This is a genomic window from uncultured Oceanisphaera sp., assembly GCF_947495715.1.
In the GTDB taxonomy this organism is placed as follows: Bacteria; Pseudomonadota; Gammaproteobacteria; order Enterobacterales; family Aeromonadaceae; genus Oceanimonas; species Oceanimonas sediminis.
Window position 1 is genome coordinate 200,011 of the sequence record NZ_CANLZU010000001.1, and the last position, 19,555, is coordinate 219,565.

Here is a 19,555-nt window from a genome sequence, read left to right on the forward strand (position 1 = left end):
CATGATTAAAGAACTGAAATTGACCAATGTCGGCCCGGCCCCTGTTATGGAACTGGAGTTCGGCGATCGTCTGAACCTGATTACCGGCGACAACGGCCTGGGCAAAAGTTTTTTGCTGGATATTGCCTGGTGGGCAATGACGGGCACCTGGCCGGCTGAGGTTAACCCCCGACTGACCTCTGGGCGCATGGCTTTGCCAAATGATAAGAAGCAGGATGCCGTTATCGACCTTGAAGTGCTTGCGGTCAGTGGCGATAAGGCAGGCAGCCGTATCTTTGATCGCGATTCACAAAACTGGCAACGCTCCAAGGGCCGCCCGGTAAAATCAGGTTTGGTCATCTATGCCATGTCAGATGGCAGCTTTGCGGTATGGGATCCGGAAAGAAACTATTGGCGTGACAAGGAAAACCCGGCTGGAAGAAAAGATGCTTATGTCTTCGCGCCCAAGGAAGTTTGGGATGGCCTGCAGGATGCCGATGGTAACTGGTTGTGTAATGGTCTTATCCGCGACTGGGCAGGTTGGCAAAAAGAAAATGGCCGTGCCTTTCAAAGCCTGCAGGCTGTCTTGCGTCAGCTTTCACCCAGTAAGGATGAACAGCTTGCACCTGGGCCTCTGACCCGCATTAGCCTGACCGACGCGCGTGATATGCCAACCATCAAGATGCCTTATGGCATGGATGTTCCCATTCTGCATGTGTCAGCTGGTATGCGCAGGATTATTGCACTGGCATATTTTCTTGTGTGGTGCTGGGAAGAGCACCTGAAAGCGGTCGAGCTGAAGGGGCTGGAACCTGAAACACGGGTTACCTTCCTGATTGATGAGGTGGAAGCCCATCTGCATCCGCGTTGGCAGCGCTCCGTCATCCCTTCGTTACTTGAGGTCATGCAGATGCTGGCCGCTAACGCTCGTGTACAGCTGATTACGGTCACTCATTCTCCGTTGGTGATGGCGTCGGTCGAACCAAGCTTTGACCCTGGAACGGACTGCTGGTATGACCTTGATCTGGAGTACGGACAGGTTGTATTACGCAACCGCCCGTTTGTTCGTCACGGTGATGCTTCACGCTGGTTAATCAGTGAAGCCTTTGATTTGGGAAGTGCGCGGTCATTAGAGGCCGAACAGACTCTGGAGCAAGCGGCAAAGATCCTGTCGGAAGAAGTCATTGATGAACAACTGGCGAAGAAGCTTGATGCCAAATTGCGGACTTTGCTGGGTGATACGGATCCATTCTGGATTCGCTGGCGTTACGTGGGTGAAAAACAGGGGTGGCTGCAATGATTCCTGTGGTGGCGCAGCCAGAGCCCGCTAATTTTGATGCGCGTGTACGACGTAAAGGTTTGAAATATCTTAAAAAGAAAGGCTTTCCTTTGGGAAAGCCCTTACCGCCTAAAGCCGATATCCCACCCTACTGGCGAGAGTGTTTGACTGATCTGCACCATTCCTACACCGGCATCTGTGCCTACCTTGGTGTTTACTTTGAGCGAGTGATGGGTGCCGGAAGTGTTGATCATTTTATTGCCAAGTCAACCAATGCTGGCTTGGCCTATGAGTGGGGTAACTATCGTTTGGCATGCTCAACCATGAATAGCCGTAAAGGTGCGGCTAACGATGTGCTGGATCCTTTCTATCTTGCGCCTGATTTGTTCCGGCTTCAGCTTTCCACCGGACATATTTATCCAAACCCGAGGTTGGCTGCTAAAGCAAGGCGTCTGGTTGAGGATACCATCGAGCGACTGCGACTTGATGACCAGCAGTGTCGCGAGTTGCGTGTGAGCTGGTACCAGGATTATCTGGAACATGGTCTGCCGTCTGATTATTTGAAAAAGAAATCACCTTTTGTGTGGCATGAAGCGAACCGCCAGGGACTGCTATGAAACTGATTGATTTGCTGGCCGACGAAGTGCGGACCAGCGCTACCTATAACTCCAATATTCAGGTCGCGCCCAGCGTGATCCTCTGGACCGACAAACAACGCCAGTGGGAAAGCGCCCTGCCGCTGCTGCAGTCCGCCATGCCCGAGCTGGTGGTGCTGGGTGACTACGCCCCCAACAAGAAACAGGGGCCAGCCATCTGGATAAAGTGTGTGATTGAACGAGCGCTGCCCGAGTTTGAGCTGCCCGAAGATCGCACTCCCATCATTTATCTGCCGGGCCTTGAGCGTCGGGACTTGCGGGCCATTGCCGAATGTCCCAAAGCCCTGATGCCCCTGGCCGAGCTGCAATACCGGGGCTGCTGGTGGGCCTATAACAGTGCTGGCCGCGACTGGACGGTAACGGCTTTTCTGTCTTCCGCCAATGGCGGAGCCGGCCTGGATGTGGCCAGAGACGATAACACCCATCAGGCCATGCTGCGCGTGCTGCCCGAAGTGCTGGAAAGTGAACGGGAAGATCTGGATAACCGCCGGCTGGAGGCCGCCGATTTCAACAAGCTGATTTCCAGTGATCCGGTGCGTGATTTGCTGAGCTGGATGAACGACAGCAAGGCCATGCAGGAGCGCTGGGACGGCGGCCGCTGGCAGGCTCTGCTGGGGATCTGCGAAACCGAATACCACTTCAGCCCGGAACGCGACGGGACTCTCACCGCCGCCGAGTTGCTCTGCCAGCGTCAGGGCATCTGGGAAGGAGTGTGGCAGCGCTTTGTAGAAAGCTGTCATCACTACGGCAGTCTGCCCCAGCTGCTGCTGAAGGTGGAGCCCGACCTTGCTGCAGACGGCTCAAGCTATCCGGTGATTAACCAGGCCGAAGAAAGTGCCCTGGAGCAGGCACTGAGCCAACTTCTGCCCCTTGGCTCGGCGGAGGTACGCCAGCAAATTCTCGCCCTGGAAAAGCAGCATCAGGATCGCCGCCTGTGGATCTGGCACGCGCTGGGGCTGTCTCCACTGGCGGGTGTGCTGGAGCACCTGGCCCAACTCGCCCGGCTCACCGACACAGAGTTTTCCGGTATCTCCATGGAAGAAATGGGACAGCAATACCGGGAGCGCTACTGGCAAGCCGACGATCATTTATTGCGGGCACTGGCCTATCCGCTGAGTCCAGGTCAACAAAATCTGATCCAGGCCCTGCTGGCACAGATGTATACCCCCTGGCTCGACGAAACCACCCGCACCTTTCAGGAGCTGGTGCGGCAAAAAGGCTATGCGGGAGATCTGGTGGCCAAAGAGGCCACGGCGGAATACCAGCCTGCCGGTGAGCTGGTGTTCTTTGTCGATGGCCTGCGCTTTGATATTGCCCAGCGACTAACCCAGTGCCTTGAGCACCTCGGTGAGGTGCGCCTGGGCCATGACTGGGCCGCCCTGCCCTCGGTCACGGCCACGGCAAAAGCCGCCGTTACCCCGGTGCATGAGCGCATTACCGGACGCCCCGACGATAAGGATTTTCAGCCCAGCCTGGTGGACAATGACACTCCCTTCTCGTCTCACTACCTGAAGAAATTCCTGGCCGAAAAAGGCTGGGTGTATCTGTCCGAAGGTGAAACCGGTGACCCGAGTACCAATGCCTGGGTGCAGAGTGGCGACATCGACAAGGAAGGCCATGTCAGAGGCCTGAAACTGGCCGCTCGCATCGATGCCTTGCTGGGTGAAATTGTGGAACGGGTTGAAGAGCTGCTGGCCGCCGGTTGGCGCAAAATCCGTATTGTGACCGACCATGGCTGGATGCTGACCCCGGAGCCCATGGCCAAGGTTGATCTGCCCAAACACCTGACGGAAACCCGCTGGAGCCGGTGCGCCCTGCTGAAGCAGTCGGTAGCCAGCGGCTTTATGCAGGTGGGCTGGTACTGGAACCCGCAGGTAAGTGTGGCCATGGCCCCCGGTGCCAGAAGCTTTGTTGCCGGCCGGCACTATGACCATGGCGGCCTGAGTCTGCAGGAATGCCTGACTCCCGTGATTGAGCTGGAAAATCAGCAGCCGGTCGCCGCTGCCAGTACGGTGACGGCGTCTGTTACCGACATTCGCTGGCTGGGGCTGGTATGCAAGGTAAAAGCGGAAACCAATGCCGACACTGTGGTGGCCGTGCTTCGCACCCATCCGGCAGATCCGGACTCCGAGATTTGCACACGCAAACCGCTCAAAGACGGCAAGTGCAGCCTGATGGTGGATGACCAGTATGAACAAACGTCAGCGGTACTGGTGCTGCTGGACGCCCAGGGCAACCTTTTGGCAAAAAAACCAACCTTGGCAGGAGATGAATAGTGGAGCTGGACCAACTGGACAGAAAAGCCGCCGAGGCCTTTGAAGGCTACCTTGTTCGCAAGGATCTGGTGAGAACCTTTGCCCGCCAGTTTCCGGTGCCCACCTATGTGGTGGAGTTTATGCTGGGGCGCTATTGTGCCAGCACGGATCCGGACGAAATTGAAGAAGGGCTGGAAATCGTGCAGCGGCAGCTAGCCTCACGCACGGTGCGCGCCGGTGAAGAAGAGCTGTTCAAGGCAAAGGCCTACAAGGCCGGCGCGGTAAAGCTTATCGACATTGTCAGCGTGCGCTTTGTTGAAAAGGAAGGGGGCTATGTTGCCTCCCTGCCCAGCCTGAACCTGAACCGGGTGAGAATTGCCGATAAAATCGTTGATGACAATGAACGCCTACTGACCGGCGGCTTTTATGCCGAAGTCACGCTGGAGTACGACCCCATCATTGCCGAGGAAAAAGGCAACGCCTTTGGTATTGCCGAGTTACGGCCCATTCAGCTGTCCAAGCGCAATGTGCTGGAGGTGATGGCCGATGCCCGCCGTCATTTTGACAGCCAGGAGTGGCGCGACTTTCTGATCCGCTCCATCGGCCTGGAGTCCGAAGCCCTGTCGGACAGGTCTAAAGACGCTGTACTGCTGCGTATGGTGCCCTTTGTGGAGCGCAACTATAACCTGGTGGAGCTGGGCCCGCGTGGTACCGGTAAAAGCCACCTGTTCCAGCAGGTATCCCCCTATGCTCACCTGATTTCCGGGGGCAAGGCCACCATTGCCAAAATGTTCGTCAACAACGCCAGTGGCCAGCGTGGTTTGGTCTGTCAGTACGATGTGGTCTGTTTCGATGAAGTGAGCGGTATTTCCTTCGACACCAAGGAAGGCATCAACATCATGAAAGGCTACATGGAGTCCGGCGAATTCAGCCGCGGCAAGGAAAGCATTCGCGCCGATGGCTCCATGGTGTTTGTAGGCAACTTTGATGTGGATGTAGAGCACCAGCAGCGGGTGGGCCACCTGTTTGGCCCCCTTCCCGCGGAAATGCGCGACGATACCGCCTGGATGGACCGCATTCATTGCTATCTGCCCGGCTGGGATGTACCCAAAATGAGTAAGGAGCTAACTACCGATCATTTTGGCCTGGTCAGCGACTTTTTCTCCGAGTGCATGAGCCGGCTGCGCTTTCAAAGCCGGGTATCGGCCATGCAAAACCGGGTTCACCTGGGTGGTGCCCTCAGTGGCCGCGACACCAATGCGGTGAACAAGACCGTTTCCGGCCTGCTGAAGCTGCTGTATCCCGATCCGGATATGCCGGTGTCCGATGCAGACCTGGAATGGGCCACCCGTCTGGGCCTGGAAGTGCGTCGCCGGGTAAAAGAGCAGCAAAAGCGGGTAGGTGCAGCCGAGTTCCGCAATACCCATTTCAGCTATTTCATCGGTGACGATGGCATTGAAAAGTTTGTGGCTACGCCGGAGTTACGGGCCGACAACGAAATTGGTGATGATCCGCTGGAGCCGGGTCAAATCTGGACCATCAGCGAAGGCGGCTCGGATATTGACGACAACGCCGGACTGTATCGCATTGAGGTAAACGAAGGACCGGGATCGGGCGTGAAAATTCTGAATAACCCCGCCCCTGCGGCCTTCAAGGAATCGATGCGCTATGCGGAGCAGAACCTTTACTCCCGCGCGCAGCAGCTAGTGGGAGACAGGGATCCCCGCTCCCACGAATACAGCGTACAGCTACGGGCCTTCGATGCCGCCAAGAAAGGCTCCAAGCTGGGCGTAGCAGCCCTCATCGCCATGTGCAGCAGCCTGCTGAAAAAGTCGGTGAAGGGTGGCCTGGTGGTGGTAGGCGAAATCAACCTGGGCGGCTCTATAGAGCCCATTAACAGCGCGGTGAATATCGCCGAACTGGCGGTAGAAAAGGGAGCCAGCACACTGCTGATGCCCGTGACCGCCCGCCGGCAGCTTTACGATTTATCCGACGACATGGCGACCAAGATCGATATCCAGTTCTACCTGGACTCCAGGGATGCGCTGCTGAAAGCGATTTTGGAGTAACTTGCCACATTAGTCACTCAATATTAGCTAGACTCCCCTAAAAATAAATTTCATAGTAGCAAGTGTAAATTGATGCAGTGCGACACAAAATGTCGCACTGCATTGAGATACTCAACTTAGCTCGAACGACAGTCCGGGATAGCTGACTGTTAAAGAATAAAAACCTCAGGGGAAACGAAATGTTTGTTCAATTATTAAGCAGCTCTCAGCAAGAAGCGTTATTGTCTCTTTCAAAAAAGCTAATCACTGCCGACAATTACATAGATCAAAGAGAGCAACTTTTACTCGACACTCTACGCCAACAATGTTGTAACAACCTCAATCCTGACTCCGATGTTAACATTGATTCTTTGCATGCTCTGTTCGCAGAAGAAAAGCAAAAAACAGCATTCATGCTGGAATTGATTGGTGTGGCTCATGCAGATGAGAATTACCAAGATATTGAAAAAGATTTCATTACTCAAGTTGCTAAAAAACTCGCAATTTCCACTGCACATCTGCAAAACCTTGAGTCATGGGTAAAGCAACAATTACTTCTTACTCAAGAAGCTTATGCACTTTTGGAGAATTAATTATGCCGTTACCTTTTATTCTTGCTGGTGCTGCCATAGCTGCCGCAGGCTTTGGTGCTAAAAAAGGTTATGATGGATATAAAGATAAATCCTTAGCTAACGATATTCTAGACTCCACCAAGAAGAATTATAGAGAGGCTAAGAATAATTTTGACATTATTAATGATAGCGTTACCGAAAGTCTAACAGAGCTGGGCGAATTACAGCTCCAAATCGGAAGTGAGTTCAAAGAATTCCGCACTATCGCAAAGGATTTGCTGGCAAAAATAAATAACTCAGAACACAAAGACTTATCAATTGATATCCCCCAACATAAACTGGATAAAATTGATGGACTTGCATTATCTGCTACTACCTATGTAGGAAAAGTTGCCACAGCCGGAGTAGGAGGTGCAGCAGCCGCGTATGCAGTATACGGTGGTGCTGGAGGATCCCCTCATAATTCGCTGATACCCGCACTATGAGCCAGGCGCATTAACTCCAGTCTTGCCCAGTACAGCATCTGCTCGGTGATAGGATACTTCGGCCGCCTTCGGATCTCTTTACCGAGCCGGACTGATGACAGCACAGCTCTGTGTCGGATGGTATTGGCTTGAAAGTGACGCTGCCAGCCCGCTTGTTGAGCGGCCAGACCAAACCACCACAGGATGATTTCAGCCAATAAGGCGATGAGCAGCAGGATATCGTAGCGCCGTGGACAGCGTGTTCGGCTGTGCCGAAGGCCAAATCCGTACAGGGGACTTTTCAGATCCCGGAATGATTCTTCTATCTGCATCCGTTTGGCGTAAAACCTGACCACTTGTGCCGCACTGAATAAGTCAGTCGGAAGATTGGTCGCCAGCAACCAGGGCTCTTTACTGCCTTTCAGATATTCTCGTTGCGCAGTGTGCTTGCTGCCCGAGCTGGCAGTGCGCCGGTCTTTACGTCCCTTGGCACTACTTTTATACAAGTACAGATGGCAGCGAATAGGAGACTTTCTGGCTAGATCTACCAGCCCGATATAGCGGGGTTTGTGGTTGGCATTGGGATACAGGGTTTTGTTTGAGCACCACTGTTTCCGACTGGCTGAAGTAAAGGCAACATTACCTCGAACCCGGCCCAGCCAGTACCAGCCGTAGGAAGCCACTTCGCGAAACCAGGTATTACGATAGCCTGCATCGGTGATCAGCAAAGGCGTGGCCCCCGAAGGTAGGATACTCGCCAGCTCACGCAAAAATCGGTTGTGACTGCGCGGCGAGTTGTAATCTTCCCACGCAAATGCGCGCTCATACAGTGTGATGGAGCGGCCTTTGAGTACGATCGATGCCCTGAGAGTCATATGTCGAAGTTGCTCACGAACATCAGACCAATCAATCAGTATGACCGGCATGGGGTTGAGTCCGCACAGGTTGCTTGCATGCCAGCGATACAACGCCAAGCGTTCGCTGTGCAGATGAGGATTTCCCAGCAGGCGGTCGATCCGCTTGATGGAATGTTTAGCTGACGCAGCACCATTGATGCTGCGCCCCAACGCGGTCAAAGACAAAGTGTCTCCCTCCAGCAAGGCTGAAGTGGCGACCATGAGTGAAGTCAGCCGCTTTTGATGAATTTCCGGGCACTGTTTTGCCAGCAATTCTTGTAGAATATGAACATCGCGCATCCTGCATTCTCCTCATCGGGGCGTTGAGAACTAATGTGTTTTTGGCGAAATTCATTAGATCAAACGGCAGGATGCGCGTCTACCTCTATGACCCCAAAGGAAATTATGAGGGGATTCGCTAGACGGTGGTGTTATGACTCTCGCGGCAGCATCAACAGGCACTCCTATTGCCGCTCTTTCTGGTGCAGCAGCATACAACGCGACCATGGCAGCAATTGGTGGCGGCTCCATTGCTGCCGGTGGCTTTGGTATGGCAGGTGGGGCCATGGTACTAGGAGGCGTTGTTGCTGCTCCCATTCTTGCTATTGCTGGTTGGGCATTTGCTTCCCATGCGGAAGACGCTTTAAATGCTGCAAGGGATACTCGCGAAGAAGTTGCCAATGCCATAGATAAGATGTCAAAGGGAAAAACTAACCTTCTTAAGGTTAAACACTATGTCGAGCAGCTCTATGCTGAAACATCCCGTATCCATGAGATATTTTTAGGTTACTTTGAAGAACTGAAACAAATTAACACCTATAAAAACTCAGGTGGTGACATAAACGCATTAGAGAAAGAATTGCTCCTGGTTGTAAACAATGGCTACCAAGTAGCGGCAATTCTAACAGACATCATCACCACTCCCCTATTTAAGCCGAAATACAATCGCAATGGCGAGATTGCTATTGGCGAAGACAAAGTTGTTGAAGTAGAGACAGATAAAGAAGGAATGAAAGTTATCAACAGCGATGCTATCGACAAGGTTCTTGAAAACTCTAAACAAAGCTCAATGATATTCAATTAATAAAAAAGGTGGCCTAGCCACCTTTTTAAAAAGGAGAATTTTCGAAATGTCCGTCTCAGTCCGTGCTGAACTTCAATTAAAAGAAGAATTAAATAGAACTATACTACAAAGCCTTATTAGCTCGTTCGGGATTGACCCTCTTCTTTTTGAAGATAAGAAAGGTGGTGATGTTACTACCATCAACAACATTAGAAAGCATTATAATAGTGACTCTGATATTTATATTCCGGAGCACATAAAAAATGAACATGAAAACCGTGGAGAATATAAACCTGCCTATATAAATAGCAAAGGGGAAAGCGTAAAGGTAGATTTATATCACACTCACAACAACTACATTAATAAAGGGAAAGATGATAAAAAATCACAAGTAAATGGTCAATTGCACGATACATATCGCAATACATTGATGAATGAAAATGAAAACAGACAGCTAGATCACATCATATCATCCCATGAAGTACATAATGATGCAGGACGCGTTTTGGCAGGAATAGATGGCGTTAACCTTGCCAACCAAGAATCAAACTTTCAATCAACACATTCATATGTTAATAATCTTAAATCAAACCACTCAATGGATAAGTTCTTAGACGAAATTTTACCTAAGACTATAAATAGTAAAAAAGAAAGAATACAAAACAATCAAGAAAAGCTGAATTCAATTCCCTCAGATACACCAGAGCAGCGTCACAACAAACGTAAATTAGAAGATAAAATAAAAAAAGAAAAAGAACATATTGAGGTTCTCGAGAGTCTCAATCATGAAGAAATGAGAAAGGCTGATAAAAAAGCACGGTTAGTTTACGACCAACAGATCAATGAAGAATATTATAAAAGTAGTCGTTTTTTTAAAGACACTGCTCTTGCATCAGCAACCGCTGGATTTAACATGGGGTTAAGGCAAGCTATAGGTTTAATTTTAGCTGAGATATGGTTTGAGTTACGAGAAGGCATTCCTCACTTGTATGAAAAAACAAAATCAAACTTTGAATTTAAAGATTTCATAACGAACCTTAAAATCTTACTATCTGACATTTGGGAAAGAGTTAAATCAAGATTCAGGAACGTTCTTGAAATATTTAAAGACGGCATACTTTCAGGATTACTATCCAGTTTAACAACGACGTTCATCAATATATTTATGACCACTCACCGACAAATTGGAAGATTAATTCGCGAGCTATGGTCAAGCCTTGTTTCTGCTGCCAAATTGATCTTTTTCAACCCCAATAAACTTACTGTAGGTGAATTAACCAGAGAAGTAATTAGAGTGTTATCAATTGGAGCTTCTGTTTCCCTAGGTGTAATCATAAATCAAACCCTAGCATCAGTGATGACTTTTCCATTTGGTATTGAGCTAGCAGCTTTTGTAAGCGCTATAGCAACAGGGCTAATTACTTTAGGAATTACTTACTTTTTGGATCATAGCGAAGTAATGCAAAAAGTATGGCGTTTCCTTGATCAATTTAAGAACGAAGCACGTCAAACTCTTGAATACTTCCAAAAAGTAAATGCAGAACTAGATCGTTATTTGATTGAACTTGCCAGTCTCGAATTTAACCTTGATGTAAAAAGCATAGCAAAATTTACAGATGACTTACTATTGGAAAATAGTGAGTATGAAAGAAGTCTTATACTTGCAGCGGAGATCAATAAACGTTCGATAGAGATTCCATTTGAGCCTGGAAATGTGGATAGTCTTCGCAGTTGGCTCAAAGGTTTATGATGAACAAGGAAAATAAAGAGTTTCCGTGTTATCAGTGCGGAAAATGCTGCTCCAACGTACATCTATCTGAGTTGACGAGATACCTCGATAGAGGTGATGGTGTTTGTCGTCACTTAGATAAAGTGACCAAACTTTGTTCTATCTACAATGAAAGACCTGAGATCTGTAGGGTGAAGGTTCAGTATGATAAAAACTATAAGTAATACGGCATAACCGAAGTGGATCTATACTGTCATCATAGATGCCATCTTGTGGGGCCCGGTATGAAACGAAATTTGTTAGGAAAACCACTGACAGCTGAAGAGGTCATCACTCTGGAGCAGATGTCAAAACATCATCCCTTCCCGGACTTCAGGCGAAGAGCACTGGCGCTACTTGCTCTGAATGATGGCGCTACTGTTGTGCAGATTACCCAGCTGTTTCGGATGAGCGATCAGCCGATTTACAACTGGGCAAAAGGCTGGCGAACCAAGGGCTTGGCTGGCATTTTGACGGGCCATAAAGGCGGCCGGCCTCCCAAGCTAACGGCTGACATGCTGGATGCTGCCGCAGAAATCGCTCGTGCTGAGCCACTGACGCTAGCCAAGATTGCCGCTCGTGTCCGCGACCTTTATCCTGATGCCCCTTCATTTAGTTTGGATCGCCTTTCTGCTGGACTGAGAGCCAGAAAGCTCTCTTTCAAACGAACTCGGCTCAGTCTCGAAAAAAAAGAGACAACGTCGCCTTCCAAGCAGCAAAAGACCGCTTGGCGGGATATCGAGAGGCGGCCAAGGCAGGCAAAATAGAGCTTCTCTACTGCGATGAAAGTGGCTTCTCCTGTATACCGAGTGTACAGCGAGCCTGGTCACCGCTCGGTGTGGCACATCTCGCTGATGCCAGCGTCGGACGTAAACGCGTGAATGTGATTGGCGCGCTGGATTATGCCACTGAAGCGTTACACTTTGAGCTTTTTGAGCACTCGGTGAAACGGCTGCATGTCGTTCCATTTTTGGATAAATTGGCACAATCATCCAGTCAGGATAAAGTCACTATCGTGGTGATGGATAATGCTTCCATTCATCACTTTATTGACCCAACGATGCGCGATAAATGGCTGTATGAACACCTGTTTGTGCTGCTTTATCTACCGCCATACAGCCCGGAATTGAATCTGATCGAAATATTGTGGAAACATGCGAAATATCACTGGCGCAGCTTCACTTCCTGGAGCAAAGACGAGTTAGTAAATGAAGTATCAACTCTACTCAAGGGAGTTGGGAATAATTTCCACATAAGTTATGCTTGATTACTTAGTCATATGTACTCTTGGAGTGATTTTGTAGATGCAAACTTAAAGGTGTGTGAGTCTCTACCAGAAGGTAGTAATATTGGCTGAATTTATTTATTCGGTCTGGTGACCTTACACCTTAGCTGTAAGGTCATTTAAATTCCCGCTCCCAAGGATAATTAGTCATGGATGTCCCCGGCTCAGGTTCAAGCTTCATCGGCCTAAGTTTCAGTTCTAATACCTTCTTGTTCTTATTTTTTTATTTCTAGAACATCGTTGTACTCTTTACTCAACAGTGTAACTGCGCGACGCGCATTGCAGGCGAGCTAGCCAATTGCTCTGCCCAGTATTGTCGAAGAGCACGAATGAGGCCTGTTACATTCCCACTATTCGAATGCCTTATGGCCAGGATGTATCGGTGGTACAAGCGGCCGATGAACGTGTTGAGGCCATTCGCTAAGGTACATAACAGGGAAATACACTACTATTGCTTATTCTTCAGGCATGGCTGACAGCCTGAGTTTATTTTGGCTCAATTACTAAACGGTATTCACCATGGTATCTTGCACCTCCCAGCACTGCGACATTAACGTTTACGACGAAGAAGCTCGTCTTGCCACACTGGCGTCCTACTGTATTCTGGACACGCCACCGGATACCGCGTTTGACGAAATAACAGAGCTGGCGTCATTGATCTGCGATACTCCCATTGCCGTGATTAACTTTGTAGGTCGTAACCGGCAATGGTTTAAATCCGAAAAAGGGCTGGGAGTAAAGGAAACGCCACTGAATATCTCTATTTGTGCCCATGTTCTTCTACAGTCGGAGTTATTTATCATACCTGATACCAGTCAGGATCCTCGCTTTGTCCATAACCCACTAGTGACAGGAAAGCCATTTGTACGCTTTTATGCCGGCACACCGCTCAAAAGTCCGGGGGGCCTTCCCCTGGGAACCCTGTGTGTGCTTGATCACCGCCCTCGGGAGCTGACTGAAATACAACGGGTCGCTCTCTCCACGCTGGCCAATCAAGTGATGAGAAACCTGGAGTTGATACGCGTACAACAGGCGCAGTCCGGATTGATTCAACAGTTACAATCTGCCCAGCAGGAGCTGACCCACTTGGCAGCCACTGATCCACTTACCGGCCTTTACAATCGCCGAGCATTTGAAGAACGCCTGAGCCAAGAGCATGCTCTTATTCAGCGAGGCCAGTCACCGGCGGCCTTAATGATGATGGATCTGGATTATTTTAAAGTAATCAACGACGACTTTGGCCATAAAGCTGGGGACAGGGTCATTGAACACTTCGCCCAAGTTTGCAGGAATGTGTTTCGCCAGTCCGATTTAATCGGTCGCTGGGGAGGAGAAGAATTTGTTGTTCTGCTGCCAGACACCACAGAAAGCGAAGCCTGGCAGGCGGCAGAACGCCTGCATCAGGTGTTGCGGCAAACCAGAATTGAATATGATGAGCAGATTTCGCTGTCTATCACCGTCAGCATTGGTCTTTTCAGCCTGAGTAAAGACCGTGAACTGGAAGAAGCCATGCGCCTCGCCGACACACTGCTCTATCAGGCAAAAGATAATGGCAGAAACTGTACCGTATGTGCCGATTTTAGAGAAACATACTAAACAATACCTTAACCAATTCGCGCCATGACTAAACAGGGTCCTGGGCCCCATCGCTCGGGTGACATTGCATCATTACTGAGCAGAGAAGTGACCAGCCTGGCGCCAACGCACAGCAAATTTATCAGTAATATCATGACTGATTTACATTACCAAGTTTTCCGATAATCGCCGACACCAGCTCGCCCGCTATGACGTTAGCATCGCGCAATTGACTGCGATTCATACGACTTTTCCGCGGAGATTACAGGTAAAAATTAAAATAACACCACTTTCGTCACAACTTCACCCTTTCAGCCAGTTCGACTGGATCTTTCATTTAATTTTTTGGCATAGTTTCAAAAATAAAACACTCAAAGCGGCACTTAATGTCATCTCTATAACAACAAGGAAAGAGCACATGAAAAAACGAATTTCTGCAGTGGGTTTAGCATTTACCTTGCTTAGCACATCAGCCATGGCTGACCTGACTATTGAATCAAAGATCCCGGGCATTGCAGAAGGTACGGTAAAATATGCTTCCATGGACTTCTGGCTGGAAACGGACAATGGAGACACCATCGACCTGGCAGATACCGATGATGTCTACGACTACCTGATTGATAAGGTGGGGCAGAAAATACGATTCAATGGTGCCTCTGTTACCTACAACAATGGTCATACCTACTTTGAGCCCCAGTTTGAAAAAGCAACAGCTCTACCCGCCCTCAAAGTCAGCCTGAATACTGATGAGAGCAGCTATGTCACTAGTATTTATCTGGATGACGAGCCAGTATTTACTGTCAATGATTATTACAGTGCCAGTGTAGTAAAAGAGTACACCACCAGTGATAATAAGGTATCCGTTATTCAATTAGTGACTGGCGGTACTGGCTGCCCGGCCATGCACATGCTGCTTGTATCTCACCATCATAGTCAGCCCCTGATCACTCCAAGTTTTGGAACCTGCAGTGATCTTATCGATACAAAAACTGAAGGGAGCAAAATCATTATGGAGCTTCCGGGCAAGCCTGGTGAAACTTGGATTTGGGATAACACCACCTATCAATTGATAAAACAAGGATAGGCTGAAAGATGGTAAAAAATGGGAGTGATTTCTGTATCACTCCCATTCATTCTCTTTTTTCACTATGTAAGCCAGCAATTTTATTCACACCATCCACATTACGCGGTAGTAACTCATCCCTTTTTTACTTAAAACATTAACTGCTAGGGAAATTTGGCGAGGGCTAAATTACTGTTTACGTTCACTCCACGCATAAGTCTGGCAAACCACATCATCTACTGAGCTTGCCGTATTATGCTTCATCACCCAATGCACTGTTGATAGTAGTTCCAGTCCAAAAGGCGATTCAAACCCTTCCACCAAATCAGCAACCTTATCAAAGCGAGCACTGGTTTCAGGTGAACGTTTCAAAAATTCGGAAGCTTGTTCAGCAGCACCGGGCATCAAGGTTAGCTGCTTTTCGGGTGCATCACTGCCGTCGGCATAGCCAGATACCAAGTGACCTTCAATCAAATTCAGCACATGATGTAGATTTTCCGCATAAGGAACATACGGAGCTTTTTATATTTCAGACGCAATGGCTCACCAGCTTCCTGCATAAAGTACATTAGTTTATGCACTTCCAGCAGGGTAACAACTGTATCAAGCAGTCCACCCAGGTAGCGACGCATCAACTCAACCAAGGCTGCTCTGCCGGCTGTCATGGCTGGCACCTGTTCATTACTCAGCAACGAAGCCATATGTCTTTCAATGTGCTCATTTTTTGTTATCCGGTGTGTCATTGCATCTTCCCTGCAGGCAGCTCACTACATGCCAACCCGTCAATCAAATCCGCCCATACCTGCATCATGATTTTGCGTTCGTCCAAATACTGAGCCTGGTTGTAGCTGGCTCTGACCTTGTTCCGTTCAGCGTGAGCTAGCTGGCGCTCAATCACATCGGAGCGGTAGCCCATTTCGTTCAGCAAGGTAGAGGCCGTGGCACGAAAGCCGTGAGCCGAAAAGCCAATGCTACCCTTGCCGCTGAATCCCATTCGCTCCAGGGCACGGTTCAGGGTGGTTGGGGTCATACAGGTATCCGGGTTACGTAAGTTAGGAAACAACAACGGACGGCCCCCGGTGAAGGTATGCAGTTCCCGCAGTAACTCAACTGCCTGACGGGAAAGCGGCACTATGTGGGGCTGACGCATCTTCATTTTTTCTGCCGGGATCCGCCACTCGGCCCGCTCGAAATCAAATTCATGCCATTCTGCTTTGCGTAGCTCTACGGTGCGCACAAAGGTCAGCAGCATCAGCCGAAGGGCTATCACAGTCGCTCTGTAACCACCATATTCGTCCAGCGCCTTGATGAACTGAACGATCTGGTCTCTAGTAAGTGGCTTGCGGTGTTCTACCTTGGGCCGGTGAATAGCGCCTTTCAAAGCGGCGGCAGGATCGTGGTCAGCCCTCAAAGTGGCAACCGCATAGCGAAAGATGGCAGAAGACCACTGACGGATCAGCAGGGCCACGGTTTCCGCTCCCCGCTTCTCCACACGCTGAATAATTTTCAGCAGGAGGGCCGCCGTCACATTGCGAATGGGAAGCTTTCCGATATAAGGAAACACATCCGCCGCCAAAAAGCGTTCAACCTGGCGTAGATAGTAAGGAGTCCAGCTAGAAGCTTTCTTGTCTATCCATTCTCGCGCCAGCGACTCAAAGGTGTTGGCATTTGCCTCCCGGTTCACCAGGCGCTCGGATTGTCTGTGGTGCGCCGGGTGTAGCCCTTGCTTGACTAGGCCTCTCGCCTTGTCATGCTCGGTGCGTGCGCCAGCCAGGCTTAAGGTTGGGTACTCGCCAATGGCAAAGACATTCTCTTTGCCGGCAATACGGTAACGATACCGCCACAGCTTGGAGCCTGAAGGCCTAACCTCTAGGTAGAGGCCCTGACCATCCGCCAGCTTCTGCGGCTTTTCGGTAGGCTTGGTGTTGCGAACTTTGGCATCTGTCAGCGGCATAATGCGGGTATCCTAATTTCGATACCCGCAACGATACCCGCAATTTTCATGGATGGCAATAGACGAAAAAAACCTAAAATGGAGCTAAAATGCTGATATTTAACACTTAAAGGCTTTACCAAGAGACCGTAATGGATACTAACGGACTTGAATGTCGATTATCGATCATCAGCAGCATATTGCACTTATCTCTTTGATTTTAAAAAACTAACCAGCCAAACACTGCCTTGATACCCGTACTGAGACTTATATTTCATTTGATACCCTGATCCGGAACCTCAACAGCACACACGAGGAGGCCGTATTCTCGCATCTATCCGGTTGGCGTCAAACTTCCGCGATCCGGACAGCACAATCCGTCGGTACGGCTTGAAGAGAGTAAGGTATGAGGCCGGTATCAGAACGCCGATTCGACTTACTCTGAAGACAGCGCCATCATTTTTTCATGAAAAAGACGCATTTCTTGATCCTCATCAATGCAAGTGACTGCCTTTTACCTTCGGACAAAGTTGCACCAAGTTGGTATAGTGTCTCAATCGGATACAAAAAAGACTATATATAACAATAACGGGTTAATAATGCTTAAGCGCTTTTTATGGTGGTTGCTGCTCGCATGGACAGTGCTGGCCGCCGTTCTCTGGATGAGTAAAAAAATGTATGACAAAGGACTGCAGCAGCAGGCCCTGAGCCGGCACCAGCACCTGATGAATGCCGCCAAAACCACGTTCCATGAACACCTGATGGTCGCCGTGCAAGACACTCGGCTATTGTCCATCATGGCATTTGATCTGGGTTACCCTGATGCTCCCACCGGCGAGAACCGGCAACGGCTGACGCAGGCGTTTATTAACCGCGCCAGCATCTTCGGTCGCTACGATCAAATCCGTATTATTGACTTGCAGGGGCAAGAGCGTATTCGCATCAACAATACCCATGCAGGGCCTGTTGCGGTACCCGAATCCGGACTGCAGAACAAACGGCATCGTTACTATATCCAGCAAGGGCTGAAACTGGCGCCCGGCCAGGTTTATCTGTCACCGCTTGATCTCAACACCGAGCAGGGTGAACTGGAAAAACCATTCAAGCCAACGATACGCCTGGTGGGCATGATGCAAAACACTCGGGGCGAACCCGCCGGGCTACTGGTACTGAACTTACGCGCCGCTGCCATGCTCAATCAGTTTATCGAGCTGTTTCCACAAGACGACAGGGCCATGCTGCTGAACGCCGATGGCTACTGGATGGTCAATCACGATCCGGTCAATGAATGGGGCTGGATGCGCGAACGTCCTGATCTGATAGCAGCGACCTGGCAGCCAAAACTGTGGCAAGAAATGCAAACCAACCGGCATGGTACGGCCAATATACAAAACAACCTGTTTAGTTATCTGTGGCTGGATATGGCCAATATCTACGAAAAAACGGTCGGTGGCCGCTATGTCAGCAACCTTGGTCTGATCAGCGATCTCTGGGCCTCTCAGTGGCTCATGATGGTACAGTCAGCCCCTCGGCAATGGCAGTCTGGGGCCATTTACCTTCACCCCTGGTTCAAAGCGGCACTCGCAGGGCTTTTTATGATGGTGCTGATAAAAGTGTACCTGTTGGTGCGCAATAAACACCATGCTCGGGAAAAAGCTCGGCTTGAACAGATGCAACTGGAGTACTTCAGGGATCTTTACGAAAACGCACCTATCGGCTACGTCACCCTGGCAGAGGACGGCCGCATTTCCAATATCAACAAGCAGGCACTGAAATATCTGGGTTACCGGCGAGAAGAGCTGATCAATCGCTTAAAACTGATTGAGCTGGTCGATAACGAGGTTCAAAAAGATGCGCCGGTCTTACTGAAAAACATGTTTAAAGATGAAAAACATCATTTTCGCGTGACCATGAAAACCAAGCATGGGGCCCCTCAGGTGATGTCTTGCAGTGTTTCATCCCGTCTTAATGATGAGCGTACCCTTGAGCTTAGCCGCTTCAGCATGCAGAACGTGACCGAACAGGCCCGACTGGAGCAACAGCTTCAACAACTGGCCTACAAGGATCCGCTCACCGGCACCGCCAACCGCCGCTGGTTTTATGAACAGGCCGAACGAGAAATGATCCGCGCCAACCGAAGCGGTTCACCGCTAACGGTGTTAACACTCGATATCGATCACTTCAAGAAGGTGAATGACACTTACGGTCACGATGCCGGCGATGAAGTACTGATCGCGCTGGCTGAACATTGCCGGCTTGCCCTCAGGCGCACCGATATTCTGGCCCGTTTCGGCGGTGAAGAGTTCGTGATCCTGCTGCCCGACACGCCACTGCAGCAGGGAGCGCACAAGGCAGAGCTGATTCGCAAGACCCTGGCGGAACTGCCGGTCACGGTATCCAGCGGAGCCGAGATCAGGTTTGCCGTGTCGCTGGGCGTCGCCACCTTATCAAGCCGACATCAAGGTATTAAAGATCTGCTGCAATCCGCTGACGAGGCCCTTTATCAGGCCAAAAACAGTGGCCGTAACCGAGTATGTATGGCCGGCACAACAGAAGAGCCTGACTTGCTCGTAATCTGATCCCTTTAATACCAATCTAAATAAAAATATGATTTATTTTAAAGCTGGAGACGAGAGGAAACAGAGTCACCTCCCACGACACGCCATAAACCCATCCATGGGGGCTCGGAAATGCCATCCTTGGCATTTCACGGTCTCGG

Annotated in this window: 18 protein-coding genes; 14 read left to right on the forward strand and 4 right to left on the reverse strand. The window is 49.8% G+C overall.

Translation table 11 applies throughout. From position 1 onward, the window contains the following. Position 1: 1 nt before the first annotated feature. The 6 genes from Q0753_RS00910 to Q0753_RS00935 all read left to right on the forward strand — a co-directional run bounded on the left by Q0753_RS00910 (position 2) and on the right by Q0753_RS00935 (position 7,274). Positions 2–1,279: an AAA family ATPase gene (locus Q0753_RS00910; protein WP_298715886.1), complete on the forward strand. Its 1,278-nt coding sequence runs from the start codon at positions 2–4 to the stop codon at positions 1,277–1,279. After that, a complete protein-coding gene (locus tag Q0753_RS00915; RefSeq protein ID WP_298715888.1) occupies positions 1,276–1,875 on the forward strand; it encodes a hypothetical protein in 600 nt (199 codons plus the stop codon). Before Q0753_RS00910 ends, Q0753_RS00915 begins: the two co-directional genes overlap by 4 nt. Further along, positions 1,872–4,190, forward strand: coding sequence for a BREX-1 system phosphatase PglZ type B (pglZ, locus tag Q0753_RS00920; protein WP_298715890.1), 2,319 nt, complete (start codon positions 1,872–1,874; stop codon positions 4,188–4,190). The genes Q0753_RS00915 and pglZ overlap by 4 nt, the downstream gene beginning before the upstream one ends. Continuing rightward, positions 4,190–6,238: a protease Lon-related BREX system protein BrxL gene (brxL, locus tag Q0753_RS00925; RefSeq protein WP_298715892.1), complete on the forward strand. Its 2,049-nt coding sequence runs from the start codon at positions 4,190–4,192 to the stop codon at positions 6,236–6,238. Before pglZ ends, brxL begins: the two co-directional genes overlap by 1 nt. A 179-nt stretch (positions 6,239–6,417) precedes the next feature. Then, entirely contained in the window at positions 6,418–6,810 is a 393-nt protein-coding gene (locus Q0753_RS00930; RefSeq protein ID WP_298715894.1) for a TerB family tellurite resistance protein, read from the forward strand. Between the two features lie 2 nt (positions 6,811–6,812). After that, on the forward strand, positions 6,813–7,274 hold the full coding sequence (locus Q0753_RS00935) for a hypothetical protein (RefSeq protein ID WP_298715896.1): 462 nt from the start codon (positions 6,813–6,815) through the stop codon (positions 7,272–7,274). Here the strand turns inward: Q0753_RS00935 and Q0753_RS00940 are convergent. After that, positions 7,247–8,449: an IS4 family transposase gene (locus Q0753_RS00940; protein WP_298715898.1), complete on the reverse strand. Its 1,203-nt coding sequence runs from the start codon at positions 8,447–8,449 to the stop codon at positions 7,247–7,249. The genes Q0753_RS00935 and Q0753_RS00940 overlap by 28 nt on opposite strands. A gap of 133 nt (positions 8,450–8,582) precedes the next feature. Between Q0753_RS00940 and Q0753_RS00945 the strand changes: the two genes are divergently transcribed. The 7 genes from Q0753_RS00945 (at position 8,583) to Q0753_RS00970 (ending at position 14,924) form a co-directional block, all read left to right on the forward strand. Then, complete coding sequence (locus Q0753_RS00945; RefSeq protein WP_298715900.1) at positions 8,583–9,233, forward strand: hypothetical protein; 651 nt, start codon at positions 8,583–8,585, stop codon at positions 9,231–9,233. 46 nt (positions 9,234–9,279) lie between these two features. Further along, on the forward strand, positions 9,280–10,962 hold the full coding sequence (locus Q0753_RS00950) for a hypothetical protein (RefSeq protein ID WP_298715902.1): 1,683 nt from the start codon (positions 9,280–9,282) through the stop codon (positions 10,960–10,962). Beyond that, positions 10,962–11,165, forward strand: a complete 204-nt coding sequence (locus Q0753_RS16670) for a YkgJ family cysteine cluster protein (protein ID WP_367179482.1) — start codon at positions 10,962–10,964, stop codon at positions 11,163–11,165. The genes Q0753_RS00950 and Q0753_RS16670 overlap by 1 nt, the downstream gene beginning before the upstream one ends. Positions 11,166–11,225: 60 nt before the next feature. Then, positions 11,226–11,747 (forward strand): helix-turn-helix domain-containing protein, encoded by a 522-nt coding sequence (locus tag Q0753_RS00955; RefSeq protein ID WP_298715904.1) that lies wholly within the window; start codon positions 11,226–11,228, stop codon positions 11,745–11,747. Then, positions 11,708–12,247 (forward strand): IS630 family transposase, encoded by a 540-nt coding sequence (locus Q0753_RS00960; protein WP_298715906.1) that lies wholly within the window; start codon positions 11,708–11,710, stop codon positions 12,245–12,247. The genes Q0753_RS00955 and Q0753_RS00960 overlap by 40 nt, the downstream gene beginning before the upstream one ends. Positions 12,248–12,784: 537 nt before the next feature. Further along, positions 12,785–13,861 (forward strand): sensor domain-containing diguanylate cyclase, encoded by a 1,077-nt coding sequence (locus Q0753_RS00965; RefSeq protein WP_298715908.1) that lies wholly within the window; start codon positions 12,785–12,787, stop codon positions 13,859–13,861. A 397-nt stretch (positions 13,862–14,258) separates the two neighbouring features. Next, entirely contained in the window at positions 14,259–14,924 is a 666-nt protein-coding gene (locus tag Q0753_RS00970) for a hypothetical protein (RefSeq protein WP_298715910.1), read from the forward strand. Positions 14,925–15,092: 168 nt separating this feature from the next. Here Q0753_RS00970 and Q0753_RS00975 read toward each other — a convergent pair whose 3' ends face one another. From Q0753_RS00975 to Q0753_RS00985, 3 genes are read right to left on the reverse strand one after another with little or no spacing between them, the layout of a single operon-like run. Beyond that, positions 15,093–15,386 carry a hypothetical protein gene (locus Q0753_RS00975; RefSeq protein ID WP_298715912.1) on the reverse strand — a complete coding sequence of 98 codons (294 nt, stop codon included), beginning with the start codon at positions 15,384–15,386 and terminating at the stop codon, positions 15,093–15,095. Next, positions 15,380–15,646, reverse strand: a complete 267-nt coding sequence (locus Q0753_RS00980; RefSeq protein ID WP_298715914.1) for a hypothetical protein — start codon at positions 15,644–15,646, stop codon at positions 15,380–15,382. The genes Q0753_RS00975 and Q0753_RS00980 overlap by 7 nt, the downstream gene beginning before the upstream one ends. Beyond that, positions 15,643–16,857, reverse strand: a complete 1,215-nt coding sequence (locus Q0753_RS00985) for an integrase arm-type DNA-binding domain-containing protein (protein WP_298715916.1) — start codon at positions 16,855–16,857, stop codon at positions 15,643–15,645. The genes Q0753_RS00980 and Q0753_RS00985 overlap by 4 nt, the downstream gene beginning before the upstream one ends. 653 nt (positions 16,858–17,510) lie before the next feature. Here Q0753_RS00985 and Q0753_RS00990 point away from each other — a divergent pair. Further along, positions 17,511–19,415 (forward strand): sensor domain-containing diguanylate cyclase, encoded by a 1,905-nt coding sequence (locus Q0753_RS00990; RefSeq protein ID WP_298715918.1) that lies wholly within the window; start codon positions 17,511–17,513, stop codon positions 19,413–19,415. Positions 19,416–19,555: the final 140 nt, after the last annotated feature.

What these genes read in the sequence shown, in the direction of transcription:
- Q0753_RS00910 (WP_298715886.1), top strand. Translation starts at nt 2, where the DNA reads ATGATTAAAGAACTGAAATTGACCAATGTCGGCCCGGCCCCTGTTATG.
- Q0753_RS00915 (WP_298715888.1), top strand. Translation starts at nt 1,276, where the DNA reads ATGATTCCTGTGGTGGCGCAGCCAGAGCCCGCTAATTTTGATGCGCGT.
- pglZ (WP_298715890.1), top strand. Translation starts at nt 1,872, where the DNA reads ATGAAACTGATTGATTTGCTGGCCGACGAAGTGCGGACCAGCGCTACC.
- Q0753_RS00930 (WP_298715894.1), top strand. Translation starts at nt 6,418, where the DNA reads ATGTTTGTTCAATTATTAAGCAGCTCTCAGCAAGAAGCGTTATTGTCT.
- Q0753_RS00935 (WP_298715896.1), top strand. Translation starts at nt 6,813, where the DNA reads ATGCCGTTACCTTTTATTCTTGCTGGTGCTGCCATAGCTGCCGCAGGC.
- Q0753_RS00940 (WP_298715898.1), bottom strand. Translation starts at nt 8,449, where the DNA reads ATGCGCGATGTTCATATTCTACAAGAATTGCTGGCAAAACAGTGCCCG.
- Q0753_RS00945 (WP_298715900.1), top strand. Translation starts at nt 8,583, where the DNA reads ATGACTCTCGCGGCAGCATCAACAGGCACTCCTATTGCCGCTCTTTCT.
- Q0753_RS00950 (WP_298715902.1), top strand. Translation starts at nt 9,280, where the DNA reads ATGTCCGTCTCAGTCCGTGCTGAACTTCAATTAAAAGAAGAATTAAAT.
- Q0753_RS16670 (WP_367179482.1), top strand. Translation starts at nt 10,962, where the DNA reads ATGAACAAGGAAAATAAAGAGTTTCCGTGTTATCAGTGCGGAAAATGC.
- Q0753_RS00955 (WP_298715904.1), top strand. Translation starts at nt 11,226, where the DNA reads ATGAAACGAAATTTGTTAGGAAAACCACTGACAGCTGAAGAGGTCATC.
- Q0753_RS00965 (WP_298715908.1), top strand. Translation starts at nt 12,785, where the DNA reads ATGGTATCTTGCACCTCCCAGCACTGCGACATTAACGTTTACGACGAA.
- Q0753_RS00970 (WP_298715910.1), top strand. Translation starts at nt 14,259, where the DNA reads ATGAAAAAACGAATTTCTGCAGTGGGTTTAGCATTTACCTTGCTTAGC.
- Q0753_RS00980 (WP_298715914.1), bottom strand. Translation starts at nt 15,646, where the DNA reads ATGACACACCGGATAACAAAAAATGAGCACATTGAAAGACATATGGCT.
- Q0753_RS00985 (WP_298715916.1), bottom strand. Translation starts at nt 16,857, where the DNA reads ATGCCGCTGACAGATGCCAAAGTTCGCAACACCAAGCCTACCGAAAAG.
- Q0753_RS00990 (WP_298715918.1), top strand. Translation starts at nt 17,511, where the DNA reads ATGTATGACAAAGGACTGCAGCAGCAGGCCCTGAGCCGGCACCAGCAC.